Source organism: Streptomyces sp. WMMB 322 (assembly GCF_900090145.1).
Lineage (GTDB): Bacteria > Actinomycetota > Actinomycetes > Streptomycetales > Streptomycetaceae > Streptomyces.
Genome location: NZ_FMHI01000010.1, coordinates 132,926 through 148,468, shown reverse-complemented (window position 1 = coordinate 148,468; position 15,543 = coordinate 132,926). Strand labels below are relative to the sequence as shown.

Here is a 15,543-nt window from a genome sequence, read left to right as displayed (position 1 = left end):
GGGGGCTCACGCCTTGGAGCCGACCTCCTCGTCCGAGGTCTCGTCCTTCTCGCCGCCGCTGTCGTGCGACTGCGAGATCCGCTGGTTGCGCCGGACCGAGGACCAGAAGGACGCGGCGATCAGCGCGACGCCGATCAGGCCGGTGACGACCTCGTTGATCTCGTACTTGATCGTGATGAGCAGGATGGTCGCGAGCGCACCGATCGCGTAGTGCGCGCCGTGCTCCAGGTAGACGTAGTCGTCGAGCGTGCCCTGCCGGACGAGGTAGACCGTCAGCGACCGCACGTACATCGCGCCGATTCCGAGCCCGAGCGCCATCCAGAAGATGTGGTTGGTGATGGCGAAGGCGCCGATGACGCCGTCGAAGGAGAAGGAGGCGTCGAGCACTTCGAGGTAGAGGAACATGAAGAAGGCGGCCTTGCCGGCGAGTCCGGCCAGCGACGGGTCCTTGCCTTCCTGCCTGGCCTTCTCCTCGGCCTCGTGCTCGCGTTCGTCCTCTTCCTCCAGTTTGTTCTCGAAGTGGCTGGAGAGACCGCCCACCAGCAGGTAGGTGATGAGTCCGGCGACGCCGGACAGCAGCACCGTGGCGGACTTGTCCACGTGGGCCCCGCCGTGCTGGTGCGCCTCGACCGCAAAGGTCATGGCCGAGACCAGCAGCACGATCAGGGCGATGCACACGGAGAGCATGTCGACCTTGCCGAGCTTGGCCAGGGGCCGCTCCAGCCAGGCGAGCCACTTGTACTCCCGCTCCTCGAAGATGAAGTCGAGGAAGATCATCAGCAGGAACATGCCGCCGAAGGCCGCGATGGCCGGGTGGGCGTCCGTCACGAGCTGCTGGTACTTGTCCGGGTCCGCCAGCGCGAGATCGACGGCTTCGATGGGCCCGATCTTGGCGCTGATGGCCACGATGACGACTGGGAAGACCAGCCTCATCCCGAACACGGCGATGAGGATGCCGATGGTCAGGAAGATGCGCTGCCAGAAGGCGTTGAGCTTCTTCAGCACACCTGCGTTGACGACCGCGTTGTCGAAGGACAGTGAGATCTCCAGGACGGACAGGATCGCCACGACGGCGAACCCCTGCCACCCCCAGAGCAACGCGGCGAGGGCGAGCCCCGCGGCCGTGACGCCGAAGGACCAGCCGAAGGTTTTCAAGAGCACTGGGCTACCCAATCCGCTTTACGAACAAATGACCTTTGCTTACGAAACATTGACCCCGAAGTCTAGAGCGATGCCTCGCAAGCCTGAGGCGTACCCCTGCCCAACGGCCCGGAACTTCCACTCGCCCTCGCGCCGGTACAGCTCCCCGAAGATCATCGCGGTTTCCGAGGAGGCGTCCTCCGTGAGGTCGTAACGCGCCAGCTCCTGCCCGTCCTCCTGGTTCACAACTCGGATGTAGGCGTCGGTGACCTGGCCGAACGTCTGCTGGCGGGGCTCCGCGTCGTAGATGGAGACCGGGAAGACGATCTTGTCGACCTGGGCGGGAACGAGCGGCAGGTCCACCAGCACCGTCTCGTCGTCCTCGCTTCCGGAACCGCCGACCAGTTCGTCGCCGGTGTGCTCGACGGATCCGTCGGGGCTCTTGAGGTTGTTGTAGAAGACGAAGTACTCGTCGCCGAGTACCCGGCCGTTCCCGCACAGCAGCGCACTGGCGTCCAGATCGAAGGCGGCCCCGGTGGTGGAGCGGGCCTTCCAGCCGAGCCCGATACGGGCCTGCGTCAGGTTCGGTGCGGCCTTCGAGAGGGAGACATTTCCCCCCTTGGCGAGCGTCACGCCCATGTTCTGATCCTCTCCCCGAACTCTCCCCGGTGTTGATGCCCCCAGTGTCCCGACATCACCAGGCGCCGCACACCTCCTGTTCACGGAAGCCTGCGGCGCCGGTGACTGCCGGGATCCCTCAGACGTTGACCCCGAAGTCCTGCGCAATGCCGCGCAGCCCCGACGCGTAACCCTGGCCGATGGCGCGGAACTTCCACTCCGCGCCGTGCCTGTAGAGCTCACCGAAGACCATGGCCGTCTCGGTGGAGGCGTCCTCACTGAGGTCGTAGCGCGCCAGCTCGTTGTTGTCGGCCTGGTTGACGACGCGGATGAAGGCGTTGCGGACCTGACCGAAGCTCTGCTGACGGCTCTCGGCCTCGTAGATGGAGACCGGGAAGACGATCTTCTCGACGTCGGCCGGCACACCTGCCAGATTGACCTTGATGACCTCGTCGTCTCCCTCGCCCTCACCGGTGAGGTTGTCACCGGTGTGCTCGACGGAGCCGTCCGGGCTCTTGAGGTTGTTGAAGAAGACGAAGTTCTTGTCGTTGCCGACCTTGCCCTCGCTGTTCGCAAGCAGAGCGCTGGCGTCGAGGTCGAAGTCCGACCCCGTGGTCGTACGGGCATCCCAGCCCAGACCGACGATCACAGCCGTCAGGTTCGGGGCCTCCTTGGTCAGCGAGACGTTGCCGCCCTTGCTGAGGCTGACTCCCACGAGTCCTCCAGGTGTCTGTTCGAAGGAGCACCGTGCCGTGCCCCGTGCCTGTAGCGGTCAGGTTCTGTTCCTGCCGGATGAACGAATCGATCCTAGTGAGCGGTTCCCCACGCTCCCAGCGCTTGGCTCAGAGGGCTTCCAGCGCCTTGACGTACTCGTTCAGGTCACGCGCCTCCGGGATGGCGTTGACGACGCTCCAGCGGACGACGCCCTCGGTGTCGATCACGAAGGTGCCGCGCACCGCGCAGCCCTTCTCCTCGTCGAAGACGCCGTAGGCGCGGGAGGCCTCCCCGTGCGGCCAGAAGTCCGACAGCAGCGGGTACTCCAGGCCCTCCTGCTCGGCGAACACCCTCAGCGCGAAGGGCGAGTCGTTGGAGACGGCGAGCAGCTGCACGTCGTCGTTGACGAACTTGGGCAGTTCGTCACGCAGCGCGCACAGCTCGCCCGTGCACACCCCGGTGAAGGCGAAGGGGTAGAAGAGCAGAACGACGTTCTTCTTGCCCCGGAAGTCGGACAGCGAGACCGCTTCTCCGTGCTGACTCTTCAGTGTGAAGTCCGGTGCCTTGGTGCCGACCTCGATTGCCATGGGATCAAGATCCCCTTCCGTGATGACTGTCGATGGAGACGTTCTGTGATCACGGCCCGGAAGACGGCGGGCGCCGCCCGCGGCGTCCGCAGGGCGCCTGGCGGGGAGGGCGGGTCACCGTCGTACGGGACGCCGGCGCAGTCTTTCATTTCTTCCCCCGAAGCGGGTCCGGGCCCCCGGCAGCCTGGCTGCCGGGGGCCCGGATCCGGACGGGTCCACTGCCGGGGAAGGCCTCATCGGGCTGCGCCCGCGGCCGCCCCCGAGGCCGGACAAGGCCTGGCTACCGCTTGCCGGTGCGAGCGGTCTTGGGCGTGACCAGACGGCTTCCGCTCCAGTCCTTGCCCGCGTTGACGGTGCTGGTCTGGGCGAGCCCGGCCGTCTGTGCCGCCTCACCGATCTCGCTCGGCTCGACGTACCCCTCGCGGCCGGTCTTGGGGGTCAGCAGCCAGACAGGAGAACCCGCGTCGATCATCGTGGTGGCGTCCACCAGCGCGTCCGTCAGGTCGCCGTCATCCTCGCGGAACCACAGCATCACGGCATCGGCCACGTCGTCGTGGTCCTCGTCGACGAGCTCCGTACCCGTGATGGCCTCGATTCCCTCACGGAGGGCCTGCTCGGCGTCGTCGTCGTACCCGAGCTCCTGGACCACCTGTCCGGGCTGGAAACCCAGCCTTGCGGCGGGGTTGGTCCGCTCCTCCGCGTGGTCCGCGGTCGCGCTCACGGATTGCCTCCTGTCTCTTGCTGGAATCTGCCTTGCGCCCCACGCGCACGCGAGGCAATGGCCGTAGTCCACACGGGCGGGCCGGATCGCGCAAGTACCCGACCATCCATCCCGCCCGAACGCCGACGTGTCCTCCCACAATGCCCGATGCGCAGTGATTCGCGCCACATCGGCCTGTGACGTATGTGCCGGTTCCGCCCCTTCCGCACCCGGTGCACCGGCGGCGGCACACCTCTGCCGCGCCGGGCGTAGGGTGGCAATTCGGCCGCCCCATTCAACTTGTTGCTGTCGCGCGCCCATGAGACGAAAACGGATTACCCAGCAGTAAAGGTGACGTGGGCGCAGCGGCAGTGGACGATGGAGTCGGCGCGACACCATGGCAGACAGATCACGACCAGCGAAGGAACAGCGTGGCTTCCGGATCCGATCGCAACCCGATCATCATTGGCGGCCTTCCCAGCCAGGTCCCGGACTTCGATCCCGAAGAGACCCAGGAATGGCTTGACTCGCTCGACGCCGCCGTCGACGAGCGCGGACGGGGACGGGCCCGCTATCTCATGCTCCGGCTCATCGAGCGGGCACGCGAGAAGCGCGTCGCCGTACCGGAGATGCGCAGCACGGACTACGTGAACACGATCGCCACCCGGGACGAGCCCTACTTCCCCGGGAACGAGGAGATCGAGCGCAAGGTCCTCAACGCGACCCGCTGGAACGCCGCGGTGATGGTCTCCCGCGCACAGCGGCCCGGTATCGGGGTCGGCGGGCACATTGCGACCTTCGCCTCCTCCGCCTCTCTCTACGACGTGGGCTTCAACCACTTCTTCCGCGGCAAGGACGAGGGGGACGGCGGCGACCAGGTTTTCTTCCAGGGCCACGCCTCGCCGGGCATCTATGCCCGCGCGTTCCTGCTCGACCGGCTCTCCGAGGCACAGCTGGACGGCTTCCGGCAGGAGAAGAGCAAGTCGCCCAACGGGCTCTCCAGCTATCCGCACCCGCGGTCCATGCCCGACTTCTGGGAGTTCCCCACGGTCTCGATGGGGCTCGGGCCGATCGGCGCGATCTACCAGGCCAGGATGAACCGCTACATGGAGGCGCGCGGCATCGCCGACACCTCCAAGTCGCACGTGTGGGCCTTCCTCGGCGACGGCGAGATGGACGAGCCCGAGTCGCTGGGGCAGCTCTCTCTGGCGGCCCGGGAGGGGCTGGACAACCTCACCTTCGTCATCAACTGCAACCTTCAGCGGCTCGACGGCCCGGTGCGCGGCAACGGGAAGATCATCCAGGAGCTGGAGTCGTACTTCCGCGGTGCCGGCTGGAACGTGATCAAGCTGGTCTGGGACCGTTCCTGGGACCCGCTGCTCGCCCAGGACCGCGACGGTGTGCTGGTCAACAAGCTCAACACCACGCCCGACGGCCAGTTCCAGACGTACGCCACCGAGAGCGGCGCCTACATCCGCGACCACTTCTTCGGTGGTGACCAGCGGCTGCGGGCGATGGCCGAGAACATGACCGACGACCAGCTCCTGCACCTTGGACGCGGCGGCCACGATCACCGCAAGGTGTTCGCGGCGTACAAGGCGGCCAAGGAGCACCAGGGCCAGCCCACGGTGATCCTCGCGCAGACCATCAAGGGCTGGACGCTGGGACCGAACTTCGAGGGCCGCAACGCCACGCACCAGATGAAGAAGCTGACGATCGACGATCTGAAGGGCTTCCGCGACCGTCTGCGCCTGCCGATCCCCGACAAGGAGCTGGAGTCCGGCGCCCCGCCGTACTACCACCCGGGCAGGGACTCGGAAGAGATCCAGTACATGCACGACCGCCGCAGGGAGCTGGGCGGTTACGTGCCCACGCGCGTGAACCGCTCCAAGCCGCTCAAGCTCCCCGGTGACAAGGCCTATGCGGCCGTCAAGAAGGGGTCCGGCCAGCAGCAGATCGCCACCACCATGGCCTTCGTGCGGCTGCTGAAGGACCTGATGAGGGACAAGGAGATCGGCAAGCGTTTCGTGCCGATCGCTCCCGACGAGTACCGCACCTTCGGAATGGACTCGTTCTTCCCCTCGGCCAAGATCTACAACCCGCTGGGGCAGAGCTACGAGTCCGTGGACCGTGAACTGCTGCTGGCGTACAAGGAGTCGCCGACCGGCCAGATGCTGCACGACGGCATCACGGAGGCCGGCTGCACCGCCGCTGCGACCGCCGCCGGGTCGGCCTATGCCACGCACGGCGAGCCGCTCATCCCGATCTACGTCTTCTACTCGATGTTCGGCTTCCAGCGGACCGGCGACCAGTTCTGGCAGATGGCCGACCAGATGTCGCGGGGCTTCGTACTGGGTGCGACCGCCGGTCGCACGACCCTGACCGGCGAAGGTCTGCAGCACGCCGACGGCCACTCCCAGCTGCTGGCGTCGACGAACCCGGCCGCCGTCTCCTACGACCCGGCCTTCGGCTTCGAGATCGCGCACATCGTCAAGGACGGCCTGCAGCGGATGTACGGCTCCTCGCCGGAGCACCCGCAGGGCGAGGACGTCTTCTACTACCTCACCGTCTACAACGAGCCCATCCAGCAGCCGGCCGAGCCGGAGGACGTGGACGCCGAGGGCATCGTCCGCGGGCTGTACCGCTACAGCGTGGGCGACAAGGGGACGATCCCCGCGCAGATCCTCGCCTCGGGTGTCGCCGTGCCGTGGGCTCTGGAGGCCCAGAAGATCCTGGCCGAGGAGTGGAACGTCAAGGCGGACATCTGGTCGGCGACTTCCTGGAACGAGCTGCGCCGCGAGGCGGTGGAAGCCGAGGAGCACAATCTGCTCCACCCCGAGGAGGACCAGCGCGTCCCGTACGTGACGCGGAAGCTCCAGAACGCCGACGGGCCCAAGGTGGCCGTGTCCGACTGGATGCGGTCCGTGCCGGACCAGATCGCCCGCTGGGTGCCCGGCACCTACCAGTCCCTGGGAGCCGACGGCTTCGGCTTCGCCGACACCCGCGGAGCGGCCAGGCGCTTCTTCCACATCGACGCGCAGTCGATCGTGCTGGCCGTGCTCACGGAGCTGGCACGGGAGGGGAAGATCGACCGCTCTGCGCTGAAGCAGGCCCTCGACCGGTACCAGCTGCTGGACGTGGCCGCTGCCGACCCGGGCGCGGCGGGCGGCGACGCCTGACGAACACTGGGGCATAGCCCCTGGTCGCACGGGAACGCACCGCGACGGCGTGGTACGGCACTGCCGTGCCGTGCCGTCGCGCTGTGCACGGCCCCTGCCGGGGCACACGGGCCGGCCGCCGGGAGACCTGCCGAGCAGGCGCAGACGCCGGACGCCCGCATGCAGAACGTGCCCCCAGGCCAGTACGCATGCCGTGGCGACGGCTTGCACCACCGCGCCGCGAGAGCGGGACATCAGCGCTCCCAGACCTTGAACGCCCGCATCCTGTACGCGCCTTCAGGAGTCCATGAACCGGAAGGGTGCGTGTGGAACTCACGGGTCTCCGCGCACTCACCGCTTTCGTAGACGGTCACCGGACGGCCCGTACGGTTGGCGAACGACGCCGCACCCGCACGCCCGGGAAACCGCTCACAGCTTCCGAGGGAGACCCCGCTCAGCGCGTACTCACGCCGCTCGCCACGGAAGGGGGCATCCGGCCACATACAGAGCGCCCCCGCCGCGCAGTCGCCCAGCCTCGGCCCTGCCGCCGCCCGGGGTGGCGCCGCCGCGGTCCCCGCGGCCAGGGCGCCCAGTGCGAGCGCGGCGGCCACGACACCCCGCATGCCGGTCCGGCCGGCAGAAGTTCCCCCGACCCCTCGGCGGCCCGGTGCACCCGGCTCCTGCACCGCCCGTCCTGATGCTGCCGGCGCCGACACCGCCGGCCCCGCTGCTCCCGGCCCGGACTCCGCCCGTCCGGCCTCGTCCCGTCCGGACATGCCTCGCCCGCGTCCCCGCACTCCGATCACTCCCCCGTACCGGGCCGGGCTCCGCTCGCCCGGCGTCGTGACCAGCATGTACGGGCGCCAGGGCAAGGCCAAGAGAAAGCCGCACGCTTCACCAGGACCAGTGGCGGAGATATCCACAAGCGCCATGAGCCGGATCCGGATACAACTCGGGGCGGAACGGCCGGCGACCGTCCCGCCCCGAAGTTCACTGCCCGAAGTTCACTGCCCGAGGTTCACTGCCCGAAGTTGCCGCTTCGAAGCTCACCCCCGAGCTCACGCGCGGGGTCGAGGCCCGGAGGTGCGCACTCCCCCGCCGTGGGCGAGCCGCCCCCGTCACACGTGCACGGAGGGCCCCGCGTCGTTGGAGCCGCGCTTGGTGAAGAAGGCGACCCCCGCGGCGAACACCGCCACCACGCCGGCGCACGTGAAGGCCAGCCCCATCCCCGAGATGAACGAGTCGTGCACGACCTCCTTCATCGCCTCGGCGATCTGCGCGGGCGTGCCCGCCGGCGCCGGGGGCGCCACGCCGACCTCGGCGGCCCCTTCGAGCTTGTCCGCCTGCCCGGGCGGCAGCGGCGGCAGCTTGGCGTCCGCCCACTTCTCCGGCAGTGCGTCGTCGACCCGGGTGGCCATGACGACGCCCAGCACCGCGGTGCCGAGGCTTCCGCCCACCTGCATCGCCGACTGCTGGAGCCCGCCCGCGACGCCGGAGTGCTCCAGCGGCGCGTTCCCCACGATGACGTCGGTGGCACCGACCATCACCGGGGCGAGGCCGAGACCCAGCAGGGCGAACCACAGGGAGGTGATGCCTGCGCCGCTGTCCGCGTCCAGCGTCGAGAGACCGAACATGGCGACCGCGGCGATCATCATGGCGCCGACGAGGGGTCCGCGCGGCCCGACCTTGGAGATGAGCCCGCCCGCCAGGGGCGAGGCGACGATCATCATCGCCGTGAGCGGCAGCAGCCGGATCCCGCTGTCCACGGGCGACATCCCGTGCACGTTCTGGAGGTAGAAGGTGACGAAGAAGATGCCGCCCATGAATCCGAAGGCCATCAGCACCATCAGTACCGTCCCGGCCGTCAGCGGGACCGAGCGGAACATGCTGAGCGGAACCAGCGGTTCCTTCGCCCTCGACTCCCACAGTCCGAAGACGAGGAACGCGACGAGGGAACCGCCCAGGAAGCCCAGTGTGGACGCGTCGCCCCAGCCCCAGTCCGGAGCCTTGATCAACGCCCAGATCAGGCAGAACATCGCGCCGGACAGCAGCAAGATGCCCGGTATGTCGAAGGAGCGCGGCGCCTTCTCCGCCCGGTGGTCGCGGAGGATGAACAGCCCCATGACCAGTGCGGCGAGGCCGACCGGGATGTTGATGAAGAAGACCGACTCCCAGTTGACCTTCTCGACGAGGAGGCCGCCGACGATGGGCCCCGCGGCGGTCGAGGCGCCGATGACCGCGCCCCAGACGCCGATGGCGGCGTTCAGCTTCTCGGCGGGGAAAGATGCGCGCAGCAGACCCAGCGCCGCCGGCATCAGCAGGGCCCCGAAGAGGCCCTGCAGCACGCGGAAGGCGACGACGAGCGAGACGCTGCCGCCGAGGCCGATCGCTCCGGAGGCCGCGGCGAAACCGACGACGCCGATCAGGAAGGTCTGCCTGTGACCGAACCTGTCACCCAGCTTGCCCGCGGTGATCAGGGCGACGGCGAGCGCCAGCAGATATCCGTTCGTGATCCACTGGACGTCGGCGAGCGAAGCTCCGAGGTCCTTCTGGATGGCCGGGTTGGCGATGGCGACGATCGTCCCGTCGAGGGCGACCATCGTGATGCCGATGGCCACGGTCACGAGGGTCAGCCACGGGTGGCCGCGGACACCCGATCGAGGTTCCGGTGCGCCCGCTGCGCCTGGTATGCCTGGTTCTCGCGGACCGGGCGGTTCCGCGGCCCGGCCCGTGGCTGTGCTGGTCTGGGAGCTCATGATGCGAGACTAATGACAGTCGCTGACAATTGACAAACAAAATTATTCGTCTGTAGATGTCAGGCTGCTCACATCCGGCGGGGAACCCGTGACCCCGGCCGGAGACGGAAGAGCCTCGTCCGGAGCACCACGTCCTCGGCACCGGCCGCGGCAGCGTCCGGTCCGTACATGCCCTGCCGCTGGAGGGATCAGCGGCGAACCACTGGGAGGTGGCCGAAGTGACCGGTCTGCGTGAGCGGAAGAAGCAGCGCACCCGGGACTCGCTCGTCCGCGCCGCCTGCGAGCTCTTCGTCGCGAAGGGGTACGAGGAGACCACCGTCGACGAGATCGTCGCCACCGTCGACGTCTCCCAGCGCACCTTCTTCCGCTACTTCACAAGCAAGGAGGAAGTGGCCTTCTTCCTCCAGGCGCTCGTCTCGGAGCGGTACGTGGAGGCGGTACGCACGCGGCCGCCCGGGGACGAATCCCCGGTGGAGGTGCTGCGCAGCACGCTGGACGAGACGTGGGAGAGCATCGGCGAGGCCATCGAGGAGATCGTGCCCTTGTCGCTCTACATGAGGATGTGGCAGATCATCGAGACCACCCCCTCCCTCGTGGCCGTCGAACTCCGTCACGCCGTGGAGATGGAGGAACGGCTCGCCGCCGAGATCGCGCGGCGCGAGGGCGTGGACCCGGACGGCGACGCCAGACCGCGAGTGCTCGTGGCGGCGTTCTCCGGTGTGATGCGCGCCGCCTTCCGCCGCTGGAGCTTCGGCGGGGACATCACCGTGGCCGCGGCCCAGCACATGGTCGAGTCGTACGTGGACCAGCTGGGCCCCGCCCTCTCCGAGGACTGGGGCGATCCCGGCCGGCCGCCGCGCGCACCCCGGGCCTCACCCCCCGGAGCTCCGGGGGCGGGCTCCTCCAACTGATCTGCACGGCAGGCGGGTTCGCGGCCTGCCCGCGGCAAGGCACCCGCGGGAACGTCCTCGTACGCCCGCAAGAGCACGACAGCCACAGGCCCGCCCGAAACTGACCCAATCAGGCATGCCGAAACGTGAGATGGGTCACGGCGCACACGAGCACCCGACCCCGTCTCCTAGGGTTGCTGCCCAGTGAATTCCTTCCAGGCCCTCAGCAACCCGCTGTCCGGACCAGGCCTCCCTTCCGTGGGAGCCCCGGGCACGGCCTTCTGGCGCACGGTGCTCGCACTGGCCGTGGTGCTGGTTCTGCTGGCGACGACCGGCTGGACGGCGATCCGTGAGCACGAGGGGACGCCCGGCCCGTACGCCGCGAGCCTGCTGGCCTGGGAGAAGGGTTCCGTCGCGGGCCGCCCGCTGCCCGGCCCGGACGAGAAGCCCGGAGCGGTCGCCCGGTTCTTCCGTTCGCTCACCGCCGGTCAGCAGGAGCGCCTGGCGGAGCGCTATCCGCTCGTCGTGGGGAATCTGGGCGGCGCTCCGCTTCAACTGCGCTACGACGCGAACCACAGGGCTCTGACCGAGGCCCGGGACGTGGAACGCGAACGCATGCACGACCAGCGGCTGACCGACGACGGACGCCAGACCGCGCGACACCGCATGGAACGCTTCGAGTCCATGCTCGAACCCGGACGCAGGATCCTCGCCTTCGACCCGACGGGCGGCGGCCGCGCGGCGGAGGTCTTCGGCGATCTGGACCGGGCGCGGCGGGTGTCGGTGGTCGTACCGGGCGTCGACACGAACCTGCTGACCTTCGAGAAGACCGACCACCCCTACTCCGCGCCCTCCGGCATGGCGCGCGCCCTCCAGGAGCGGCAGCGCACCGCGGCGCCGGGCGCCTCCACCGCGACCATCGCCTGGGCCGACTACACCGCACCGACCGGTCTCGGCGTCGAGGCCGCCTCCGGCAACCTCGCCGAGGAGGGGGCGCAGCGGCTCACCGACTTCGTGCAGAGCCTGAGCAACCCGCACATCGCCCTGTTCTGCCACAGCTACGGCTCGGTCGTGTGCGGCGACGCGGCGGACAGGCTGCCGCCGCGCGTCACCGACATCGCCGTCTCCGGCAGCCCGGGCATGCGCGTGGACCACGCCGACGACCTGGGCACCGACGCCAACATCTGGGCCGTCCGCGACAGGGACGACTGGATCGCCGACGTGCCGCACATGGAGGTCGGCGGCCTCGGTCACGGGGCCGACCCCGTCTCCCCCGCCTTCGGGGCGCGCAGGCTCTCCGCCGACGGCGCGTACGGGCACACCGGCTACTACGTTCCCGGCACCGGAAGCCTGGCCAACTTCGCAGAGATCGCGACAGGTTCGTACGAGACGATCAGCTGCGCGACGAGCGACCCCGGCTGCATCGGGACACCCGTCAAGACCGCCTGACGTCGCGGCTCATTTCTCGCACGGGCATGCATATGCCCCGGAAATGCGGCCCATTACGCGCGTAGCGTCGAGGAGGGGGACGAGCGGGCGCCGCGCGCATACGATGGGCCGCATGGGTGACGTACTGGCTGGAATTCACTCCGCCTGGGAGTTCGAAGCCGACTCCGTGCTCATCCGCTTCGAACGGGGGATCCGCACACCGAAGCTCTTCCACGTGCTCGGAGAGCGGCGCGTCCCGTACGAGGCACTGAGCAGCGTCGAGCTCGGCCCGGGCGGCAGACGCGGCACCGTCGTACTGCGCGCAGAGCCCCGCGCGGGCGCCGACCCGCTGATCGAGGCCGCCGCAGGCCAGCTCAAGGAAGGCTGCGATCCCTACCGTCTGGTGCTGCCCGCCGAGCGCGAGACGCTCGCCGACTACTACGCCACCGAGCTGCGCGCGGCCCTGGGCGCGGACGCCGACAAGCCCGCCGAGCACCATCTCGTCGCCGCCCCCGAGCCTCCGCACAGCTTCAAGGCCTACGACGGCAAGGCGTCCTTCGACGGCGGCACTGTCTTCTTCCGCTGGTTCTGGACCGGTGCCTCCTCCAGCAAGTGGAAGGCGGGCGACCAGAGTTTCCAGGTGAGCGAGCTGGAGGACGTCGAATGGCGTTCGCCGGAGATCGCGAGCGGCCATCTGCGTGTGACGCCGCGGGGCGGGAGGCCTCCGGAGAACCGGGAACCCGACAAGGACCCGGCGTCGGTGGTCTTCGGCATCGGCTACGGGCTGGTGCACGAGTCGCTGCCGTTCGCCGCCTCGGTGCTGGAGGCCGTCCGGGCGGCCCAGCCGGCTGCCCTTCCCGAGACCTCGCCGCCGTCCCGTCCGTCCCGGTCCGGGCACTCCGCCGGGCGCGCCGATCCGGCGGACATCGCCGAGCGCATACGGCACCTCGGGGAACTCCACGAGGCAGGTCTCGTGACGGAGGACGAGTTCGCGAAGAAGAAGGCCGACCTGCTCGCCGAACTGTGAGCGCGCGGCGTCCCGTTGTGCCACCCCGGCCGCGGTGGCCGCGCACGCACGGCGGGGCGGAGGACCGCTGCTCCGACGGGCACGGAGGGCGGCGCCCCTCCGGCGCGGCGGGCGCGGTGGCCTGCGTCGGCGGGAGCCGCGCCCTACTGACGTAGGGGGTGCACCCGGTACCCACGTATGACGTGCGGGCCCGTGACCACCGCATACCCTGGCTGCGCGATGAACGCCTCAGACGCTCCGGGACACCCGGGCTCCCCGCCCGGCGAGCCGTCACGCGGGCGATCCCGCGAAACACCACGCGAGCCACCCCACGAGCCGTCACGCGCGCCGTCACACGGTCCGGCGAAGCCGCTCTCCGCGCCCGTGCAGGCGGCCGAGCGCGGGCTGCACCTGCTCTGGGAGGCCCTGACCACGCCCGCGAGCGCGGACACGCGTCCGCCCGGCCCCGAGTCCCGGCGCCGGGGACGGCGATGGGCGTACGTGCTCGTTCTCGGACTGGTGGCGGTGCTGATCCCGGTCACCTCCGACGTGCTGTCACAGGAGCACGCACTCCCGGGCCCTGTGGCGGTCTCGCTGGCCCTCACGCAGTCCGGCCCCCTGCTCCTGGCCGTCACACGGCCGCTCCAGGCCTGGTGGATCGTGATCGTCGCGGACACCGTCGGCGCCTTGCTGCTGCTGTTCACCTCGCCCGTGGAGAACTCGTGGCCGTGGCCGCCCGCGCAGATCATCGGCTATCTGGCGCTGTGTCTGGCCCTGTCGCTGCGCGAGCGGCGGCGCACGCTGATCGCCGTCTGGTCGGTCACCCTCGTGCTCTCGCTGGCGCTCGGCTTCCTCGCACCGGAGCGCAGCGACGGCACGAACGTGCTCATGACGGTGCTCAGCGGCATCGTGCTGCTGCTCGGCGGCGCGGTACGCGAGCGGGGGGACGCTCAGCGTCGCCTCGCGGAGCAGGAGACGATCAGCGAGGCCGAACGCGCCCGCCGCACGCTGCTGGAGGAGCGGGCCCGTATCGCGCGTGAGCTGCACGACGTCGTTGCGCACCACATGTCCGTCATCACCGTGCAGGCCGACAGCGCGCCGTACCGGCTGAGCGGGCTGCCGCCGCAGGCGCGGGAGGAGTTCGGCTCCATCGCCGGGACGGCCCGCGAGTCGCTGACGGAGATGCGGCGGCTGCTGGGTGTGCTGCGCAGCGAGGAGTCGCACGGCGAGCGGGCACCGCAGCCCGGCCTGGACAGGATCGGTCAGCTGGCGGAGGCGACCGTACGGGCGGGCGTGCCCACCGAACTGTCCGTGGAGGAAGGGCTGTCCGGGCTGCCGCAGGCGGTGCAGCTGTCCGTGTACCGGATCGTGCAGGAGGCGCTCGCCAACGTCGTACGGCATGCGCCGGGCGCCACCGTCCGCGTATCGGTGACCAGCGGGGAGGGGAGCACGAGCGGCGGGAACGGCGAACGCGACGGGACCGGCCGCAGGAGCGGCAGGCGCGCCGGGCGAAGCCGCGACTCCGCTTCCGCCCGTCTGACGGTCCTCGTCGTCAACGGCCCCGCGGCCGGCTCCGCGGGCCCGCCCCTGGAGACCGCCGGCACCGGACACGGCCTGGTGGGCATGCGCGAACGCGTCCGGCTCATCGGCGGTTCGCTCGAGACCGGGCACCTCCCCGACGGCGGCTTCCGCGTCGCCGCCCGCATCCCGCTGCTCCCCGCGCAACCGACCGGGAAGGACCCCGAGCCCTCATGACGACCCGCGTGATCATCGTCGACGACCAGGCCATGGTGCGTGCGGGCTTCGCCGCGCTCCTCGCCGCACAGTCCGACATCGACGTGGTGGGCGAGGCCGCGGACGGGGCGCAGGGCGTCGAACTGTGCCGGCGCACGCACCCCGACGTGGTCCTCATGGACGTGCGCATGCCGGAGACGGACGGGCTGGAGGCCGCCAGGCGGCTGCTCGGAACGGACGACGGCACCCGGGCCCGCGCCGGCAGGGGCGACGGAAAGGCCCACCGGCCCAAGGTGCTGATGCTGACCACCTTCGACGTGGACGACTACGTCTACGAGGCCCTGCGCGCAGGGGCCAGCGGATTCCTGCTGAAGGACGCACCGCCCGCCGATCTCATCGCGGCCGTGCGGATCGTCGCCGAGGGCGAGGCGCTGCTCGCCCCCTCGGTCACCCGGCGGCTCATCGCCGACTTCGCCAGGCAGCGGCCCGCGCCGCAGGCGTCGCGCGGCCTCCGGCTCAACGGGCTGACGGACCGTGAGACGGAGGTGCTGGAACTCCTCGCCCGCGGCCGGTCCAACGGCGAGATCGCCGATGTCCTCGTGCTGGCCGAACAGACCGTCAAGACACACGTGAGCCGGATCTTCACGAAGCTTCAGCTGCGCGACCGCGCGCAGGCCGTGATCTTCGCGTACGAATCGGGCCTGATCTCCCCGGGCGAGGCCTGACCCTCCCGCGGCCCGTCTCCTCCTCCCGGAGGGCATGCCGATACCCCGGTATCACGCGGGAGTTGGCTCCCCGGTGTGACGTGAGGC

Annotated in this window: 13 protein-coding genes; 6 read left to right on the top strand and 7 right to left on the bottom strand. The window is 69.8% G+C overall.

Annotation, left to right across the window (positions count from 1 at the left end; genetic code table 11):
- Positions 1 to 6 precede the first annotated feature (6 nt).
- The 5 genes from H180DRAFT_RS17480 to H180DRAFT_RS17460 all read right to left on the bottom strand — a co-directional run bounded on the left by H180DRAFT_RS17480 (position 7) and on the right by H180DRAFT_RS17460 (position 3,780).
- Positions 7 to 1,161, bottom strand: coding sequence for a DUF475 domain-containing protein (locus H180DRAFT_RS17480; RefSeq protein ID WP_055487009.1), 1,155 nt, complete (start codon positions 1,159 to 1,161; stop codon positions 7 to 9).
- A 39-nt stretch (positions 1,162 to 1,200) separates the two neighbouring features.
- Positions 1,201 to 1,779 carry a TerD family protein gene (locus H180DRAFT_RS17475; protein ID WP_055487008.1) on the bottom strand — a complete coding sequence of 193 codons (579 nt, stop codon included), beginning with the start codon at positions 1,777 to 1,779 and terminating at the stop codon, positions 1,201 to 1,203.
- 118 nt (positions 1,780 to 1,897) lie between these two features.
- Positions 1,898 to 2,473 (bottom strand): TerD family protein, encoded by a 576-nt coding sequence (locus H180DRAFT_RS17470; protein ID WP_055487007.1) that lies wholly within the window; start codon positions 2,471 to 2,473, stop codon positions 1,898 to 1,900.
- Between the two features lie 127 nt (positions 2,474 to 2,600).
- Complete coding sequence (locus H180DRAFT_RS17465; RefSeq protein ID WP_055487006.1) at positions 2,601 to 3,059, bottom strand: peroxiredoxin; 459 nt, start codon at positions 3,057 to 3,059, stop codon at positions 2,601 to 2,603.
- Positions 3,060 to 3,339: 280 nt separating this feature from the next.
- Positions 3,340 to 3,780 (bottom strand): DUF3052 domain-containing protein, encoded by a 441-nt coding sequence (locus tag H180DRAFT_RS17460; protein ID WP_055487005.1) that lies wholly within the window; start codon positions 3,778 to 3,780, stop codon positions 3,340 to 3,342.
- A 410-nt stretch (positions 3,781 to 4,190) separates the two neighbouring features.
- On the opposite strand from H180DRAFT_RS17460, the gene aceE reads away from it, so the two are divergent.
- Positions 4,191 to 6,938 carry a pyruvate dehydrogenase (acetyl-transferring), homodimeric type gene (aceE, locus tag H180DRAFT_RS17455; RefSeq protein WP_055487004.1) on the top strand — a complete coding sequence of 916 codons (2,748 nt, stop codon included), beginning with the start codon at positions 4,191 to 4,193 and terminating at the stop codon, positions 6,936 to 6,938.
- 233 nt (positions 6,939 to 7,171) lie between these two features.
- On the opposite strand, the gene H180DRAFT_RS17450 is transcribed toward aceE, so the two are convergent.
- Positions 7,172 to 7,540 carry a peptidase inhibitor family I36 protein gene (locus H180DRAFT_RS17450; protein WP_055487003.1) on the bottom strand — a complete coding sequence of 123 codons (369 nt, stop codon included), beginning with the start codon at positions 7,538 to 7,540 and terminating at the stop codon, positions 7,172 to 7,174.
- 495 nt (positions 7,541 to 8,035) lie between these two features.
- A complete protein-coding gene (locus H180DRAFT_RS17445; RefSeq protein ID WP_079100180.1) occupies positions 8,036 to 9,673 on the bottom strand; it encodes an MFS transporter in 1,638 nt (545 codons plus the stop codon).
- Positions 9,674 to 9,891: 218 nt separating this feature from the next.
- On the opposite strand from H180DRAFT_RS17445, the gene H180DRAFT_RS17440 reads away from it, so the two are divergent.
- The 5 genes from H180DRAFT_RS17440 (at position 9,892) to H180DRAFT_RS17420 (ending at position 15,456) form a co-directional block, all read left to right on the top strand.
- A complete protein-coding gene (locus H180DRAFT_RS17440) occupies positions 9,892 to 10,584 on the top strand; it encodes a TetR family transcriptional regulator (RefSeq protein WP_055487078.1) in 693 nt (230 codons plus the stop codon).
- 237 nt (positions 10,585 to 10,821) lie between these two features.
- Positions 10,822 to 12,012: an alpha/beta hydrolase gene (locus H180DRAFT_RS17435; RefSeq protein WP_055487002.1), complete on the top strand. Its 1,191-nt coding sequence runs from the start codon at positions 10,822 to 10,824 to the stop codon at positions 12,010 to 12,012.
- A 103-nt stretch (positions 12,013 to 12,115) separates the two neighbouring features.
- Entirely contained in the window at positions 12,116 to 13,018 is a 903-nt protein-coding gene (locus tag H180DRAFT_RS17430) for a DUF4429 domain-containing protein (RefSeq protein ID WP_079100179.1), read from the top strand.
- 363 nt (positions 13,019 to 13,381) lie between these two features.
- A complete protein-coding gene (locus H180DRAFT_RS17425; protein WP_055487001.1) occupies positions 13,382 to 14,752 on the top strand; it encodes a sensor histidine kinase in 1,371 nt (456 codons plus the stop codon).
- The gene (locus tag H180DRAFT_RS17420; protein WP_055487000.1) at positions 14,749 to 15,456 is read left to right on the top strand and encodes a response regulator; all 708 of its coding nucleotides are present in this window, start codon (positions 14,749 to 14,751) and stop codon (positions 15,454 to 15,456) included. The genes H180DRAFT_RS17425 and H180DRAFT_RS17420 overlap by 4 nt, the downstream gene beginning before the upstream one ends.
- The last annotated feature ends 87 nt before the right edge of the window (positions 15,457 to 15,543 follow it).